This window comes from Moorena sp. (assembly GCF_982860115.1).
Genome location: NZ_CEYLVT010000343.1, coordinates 1 through 5,527 on the forward strand (window position 1 = coordinate 1; position 5,527 = coordinate 5,527).

General features: G+C 40.7%; 4 protein-coding genes. 3 read left to right on the plus strand and 1 reads right to left on the minus strand.

What is annotated here, in order from left to right; genetic code table 11:
• Window positions 1-593 precede the first annotated feature (593 nt).
• The 3 genes from AC4II3_RS30850 to AC4II3_RS30860 all read left to right on the plus strand — a co-directional run bounded on the left by AC4II3_RS30850 (window position 594) and on the right by AC4II3_RS30860 (window position 4,406).
• Entirely contained in the window at window positions 594-1,298 is a 705-nt protein-coding gene (locus AC4II3_RS30850) for a hypothetical protein (protein ID WP_488013992.1), read from the plus strand.
• A gap of 99 nt (window positions 1,299-1,397) precedes the next feature.
• On the plus strand, window positions 1,398-2,234 hold the full coding sequence (locus tag AC4II3_RS30855) for a hypothetical protein (protein ID WP_488013990.1): 837 nt from the start codon (window positions 1,398-1,400) through the stop codon (window positions 2,232-2,234).
• A 1,293-nt stretch (window positions 2,235-3,527) separates the two neighbouring features.
• Window positions 3,528-4,406, plus strand: a complete 879-nt coding sequence (locus tag AC4II3_RS30860; protein WP_488013634.1) for a hypothetical protein — start codon at window positions 3,528-3,530, stop codon at window positions 4,404-4,406.
• 185 nt (window positions 4,407-4,591) lie between these two features.
• Here AC4II3_RS30860 and AC4II3_RS30865 read toward each other — a convergent pair whose 3' ends face one another.
• Window positions 4,592-5,398: a sulfite exporter TauE/SafE family protein gene (locus AC4II3_RS30865; RefSeq protein ID WP_488013632.1), complete on the minus strand. Its 807-nt coding sequence runs from the start codon at window positions 5,396-5,398 to the stop codon at window positions 4,592-4,594.
• Between the last annotated feature and the right edge of the window lie 129 nt (window positions 5,399-5,527).

A 5,527-nucleotide genomic window follows, 5' to 3' on the forward strand; every position in this document is an offset into this window, starting at 1 on the left:
GCTTTGCCGAAAGACGCGAGCCTAGGGCGCGAGCAATCCCTCGCGCCCTAGGAGGCGCGCACCAAAGCGCGAATTTAAGAATTAGATGCGGAAAGCGCACCTAGGGTATTTTTGACTCAGAGATCCAATTAGGTTGGAATCCCACGGCAGAAGCGGAAGTAGATATTAAGGAGCTCAAACGGCTATTAGAGGAGTTGGACAAACGACAAACATGCTAATTTTGCCAACAATCCGGAAGTCTGCGGTGACCTTAGAAGATCATTAGTGAGATGTATCTAACGCGATCGCATACCCTTTCCATGGTATATCGTTGCAGGTTGGCAAAAGATGCCTGAGGTAATCCTGTAGGCATGAACGCTCAACTAAAAATTGCTAGCCTACAGCATATTTTAAGTCATTTCATGGTACAGTTTCGCATGAATAAACTCTTCCGATGTCTTGGTGCGCGTTCCCATGGCGAGGGCACCTGGCCGGGGTCGCACCGCTACCTAGGAATTATTGTCACTCTTATCTTGAATAGTATCGGGCTACAATCCTGTACCCCTAAAATTACTCCCTGTCTCATTCAAACTGAAGAAGCTCGAAGTATAAGTGTGCAGTCTAATGAACCTATCTATAACGAGATTTTTGGCAATCAAGAATGCGCACCTCAAAAGCTTGTCTTGAGAGTTCCTGTCAACTCAAAACCAGAAATTAAAGATAGCAATAGTTTACTAGATCAGAGATATACTCCCAATATTATAACATTATTGACATTTTCTCATCAAGCTAAAAGTTTTTATATCAGACGTATTGATAACTATAAAGAGGGATGGGTTTATAAAAAAGCTAGTTGCTTAGCTTGGAAATGGTCTCGGGAAGATGAGCAACAAGTTCTAAATTTAAGTCTGGAAAGAAATCTACAAATTCGTGATCCTAAAATTAAAAGTGTTATTTTAATCGTTTCGTTACCCTTTGAAATCAAAGATGCTCAACCCAATGTTAACCTTAAGGTTTACACCTGGGACTTATTTGAAGGAATTTATTATTTTAAGCTCAAAAATTATCCAAATTTAAAAGAAATTTTAAGACAAAAGGATAGGAAAACACTTCAAGCAAGTAAGGCATTTCGGGATGGTCAAACTGTTAAAACAGAAATTCAAAAAGAATTAAACCAGATAGATGATATAGGTGGGATTAATCTTGATAATTCTTTTGAGTCAATCCTGAATGAAGAATACCTCGAAAAATATACTCCTAGTTCAGAAGATACCTATTGCAAAATACCGGATGATTTCCAAAAAATCGTTTTACACTAATATAATTTTGGGGATTTCCAGGACAAATTAGAGGTTAAACCAAAGGTATAGGCTCCAAATGCTTAATTGCAAAAGAGTAAACTAAAGATGTGATCAGATATGACTGAATTTGACCCAGCAGCTACCAAGTCTGAAAACTATATCGAAAAGCCGAAAGAGCGTGAAAAGCTTGAAGATTGGTATAGCCGAGAAAAAAGACTTCAAGTCCTCATAATTTTGATATTTTCAGCACTGTTAATCATTTCTAGTTTTGGACAGTTTGCTCTATTAGATTACTCGTTTGGGGAAAGACTTGCTCTGTCCAAGGGTGATCAAATATTTGGGATTGAGACTAAGAATTTACTCAGTTTATTGGTAACAGGTGCTTTACCCATAACCTCTATAGTAGATGGGTCTGGAATTCTTAGCAAAAAAATTAAGATACCTTTACCATTAACTAATGGATTATCTATAATTTGGCTGGTACTATTAGGAGATATATTTTTGAATTTCCAAGCCGTATTAGTCAGCAACGAAGCCGGAGCAGTAGATCAGTTAATACCCGTTATTGCTTTTGTTGTAGCCATAATTTTTTCCATAGCTTCCTTTTGTCTAAGTAGAGGCATAGTAGCCGCTAGCAAAAAATTCATGGCCGCCAGAAAAAATCTTCAAATCCTAATGGTATATGGGATTAACCCTATCCCCTTGTATAATAATACTAAAAAACTTAAGTTAAGAAACGAGTATCAAGCAACAATAACAGATCCTGAACAGAAACGAAAAATAGTTGTAGAAGAAATCAATCAAAATAAAGAAGCTTTAGAATTAGTAATAAAACTCGAAAAAAATAAATCTCAGCAGCCAAAAATAGACGCCAATAAAAAAAATACTATCAAGTCAATCCACCAATTAGTTAAACAAAAATTACAGCGTTTATCTAAAAAAAATAAACCATAAAAATTACGTCAATTAAAGTCTTATATATAAGCTAATTATAATTAGCAGGATTTATCTGTAAGATCATTGGTTATATTTTATATAATTTTGCTTCATATTTTTTTATGTGTAACATTTTTGTGACCAGTATTTCCTGGATCGGTTATCTTTTTATAATAAGGGTTGCTTGAGGAAACCCAGTGTCTTAACTGATAGCTGACGAGTAATATTTTCTCGATTTTAATCAGTTTGCTTATCCTAATAGGTAGGGAAAGTTTAGATAAGTTAGTGGTTTACAATCTAATCCATTCTTGGGATTGGTCAATAGTAATTGTTAGTTGCTAATCTGGTTGTAATTGTTAGGGATGAGCAATAGCAGTTTTTGATAAACCGCTTGCGACCCATAGACGTGAAGCGCGGCTCCGGTGCGCAGTAGGATGCGAAAGCGAAGGGGGTTATATGCTCTGTTAGGAACTTCGGATGGGGGAGCCAGAGGTTGAGCAGATTCTGATACCCTTTCTTGAAAAGGGATGCCACATCGGATTGTTGGGTGATTGGCTCAGGGTAATCGGTAATCCTAGGAGAATGGCACACTGCTTAAGGTCAAACCTAGACTAGATATGGAATAGTCTATCACTAGACACCGAGCGCGCATTTAGCTTATCGACCATGATCTTCTACTTAGGGGAAATGACTTGGTATGGACAGATGTGAGTCACCTCGATCGAGTGTTGTGAGCATTGGGTCACAGAGCCAATCAGAATCGATGCCATCAGCTGCCGTTTTTCCAGAGGAATCTGGCGGGAGTTACCTATTGTACAGCTTGCAGTTATTGTGTGAGGATGTTAGATCAAATTGGAGTCAAAGGTATTACTCCTACTCCCCTTGCTATGGGAGTTATGTGAAGTACCGACAACTAAATCGAAGATTATGGTTGAGGCTTCCAGTTTCATCCGCTATCCCCTTCTGCGTAGAATCCCCCGTGCTTGACGCAAGGGAGAGTTCAAAAAGAACACACCAGCAGTGTTAATTCGCTTCCTTTCACTTATTAGGAACCCATTGTTACTCTTTAAGGAGTAAATTATATAAACAATCATGCCCAGTAAACAAGTTTTTGTTCGAGAATACAAAGTAAGAGCCCACAGGCGTACTATCCATACACGGGTTTACAAGTTCATTTGCCACTACTGCAATTCGCCTGCAGAGAGGGAGACTTATGCTACCTGTTGTCCCAAGTATGGAAATCGCTGCAAAGGAGTAGCCAGAAAGTGTCTTCGCTATCAACACGCTAACGAATCTGGGGGAAAAAAGTAGATGTCTTATGTTCCATCACAGCCATCGCTACCATCGCAAAGTCAAAACATGTTAGCAGATTTGGTTGATTACTACCGACAAATGGTGGAGTATCATGAACAAGCTGCCACAGTTGCAAGAGAACAGCTTAACCATGCTAAAGCTTTGCTAAATACCAATGCATTAGCTCTACCAGAAAACAATTCCAACAAGTTCCTGCCTCCTGGAAATCGCAACCACAACCAGCAGGAAAAATACTACCTCACCACGCCAGTAGCTGAATTGCCTGCAGACTTCTCCACTGAAACTGAATTAGATGAGTCACCATTAGCACTCAAACAACAACTTGATTACCAGGAGCAGAGGATTACAGAAGCCATTGAGCGACTCCTAGAAACTCATAGGGGTACGATCTTCCACGTTGATTACCTGATCAGGGAGCTGTTTGGAGAGTTGGGCAAAGAGAATATTGCCTCGAAAACTTCTCTGGTCAAATCTATCTTGCTGAAAGGGGAGAGCCAGGGGTTATGGCACTCTGACCCTGACTCTCCAGATTGCTACACCTTTTCTGCTGAAGATTTGCCCGATTTAGTTTCTACCAATAAACCTCAGAGAAAGCCTGCTAAGAGCAAAGCTCGTCGGCCTTCTCCGCTACCTAAGTTAGAGCAATTAAAGTATATGACGTTATATGAGCTAGTGGCTTCTGTGTTAAGAGAACACTATCCACAGATCATGAGTGCCGCAGATGTTTTGGACGTGCTTTATCCTAATGGTTTGGATCCTAAGAAGAAAAATGTAGCCCGTAAATCCATTAGTAACACTTTAACTAAAGGATGTGAATCTAAAGGCTGGAAACGAGTCCAGCCGGGGCGATATATCTGGGCTGGCGGTTTCACCTAAAGCTGAGTTACGACACAAACGTTATTGATTATTGAGAAACTATAACAGGACTTAGGGAGTGACTCAACCTGTAGGGGCGCACGCCATACGTCCCTACTTGATATGTATTTATAGTTCTGTTCCGATATCCGAAGTTCCCTATTCCCAACCACTACGGCGAAGTCTAATCAAGTATATACAGACTCTCAACCACCGTAACTCTGCCATGCCTGCCAAAAGATAAAAATTGATAGGGAAAATAACAGCGTGCGAAATCCATTGCTCACTACTTGGTCTGGTAACTTTGGCAGAAAGCGAGTACTAATTTGCGCTCCCAAAAAGCCTCCTATACCTAGCAGCAGTCCCTCAATCCATAAGACATTTCCCTGTAAGGCATGTCCTGCAGAGGCTGAAACTGCTGTAATGACGATTACCCCTAGACTTGTCTGAATCGCAGTTTTAATCGGTTCTCCTAGGAGCAACATTTGGAGTGGAACCATAATTGTTCCCCCACCAATACCAAATAGACCAGCTAATAAGCCAGCCAAACCACCTGTAGCTATCCTGGCTACAGTAGCTTTGGTGAAAGAGTTTGAAGAAAGTCTGTTGTTTAGTGCTCTTTGAGATTCCTGTTCCGCTCTAGACTTAAGCTGTTTGCGTAGTTGGATCAAATATATCGTAACCAGTAGCAGTATCCCAAAGGCTACCAGTAACAAGTAAGGAGGGAACAGGTCGGCTAGATAGGCACCAATTTGTGCTGTGATTAGAGCTGGAAATCCGATGCCAATTACACTTTTTAGATCAAAGTAGCCCATCCGCCAGTTTTGCAGTGTACCAGAGGTAGCTGTAATCACAATCGACAGACTACTGGTAGCAGCGGTTTGAACTGGTTGATATCCTAATGCCACTAACAAGGGAACGAGCACTACACCGCCACCAATGCCGAGAAATCCGGCAAGAATACCTGCTAATAAACCGGAACCAGGAAAAATTAATAAATTGGTAGGAGTCATCCCTTTAGATCGCCTTTGGCTCAATGCACTTTTTTGCTAGCATAGCTGCTCTTGAGTCGTTTTTTAATTAGCGTTCGCGTAGCGGCTCGTACCGAGCATCGCGCCCCGCCTGACCATTCGCGTAGCGTG

What these genes read in the sequence shown, in the direction of transcription:
- AC4II3_RS30855 (WP_488013990.1), top strand. Translation starts at nt 1,398, where the DNA reads ATGACTGAATTTGACCCAGCAGCTACCAAGTCTGAAAACTATATCGAA.
- AC4II3_RS30865 (WP_488013632.1), bottom strand. Translation starts at nt 5,398, where the DNA reads ATGACTCCTACCAATTTATTAATTTTTCCTGGTTCCGGTTTATTAGCA.
- AC4II3_RS30860 (WP_488013634.1), top strand. Translation starts at nt 3,528, where the DNA reads ATGTCTTATGTTCCATCACAGCCATCGCTACCATCGCAAAGTCAAAAC.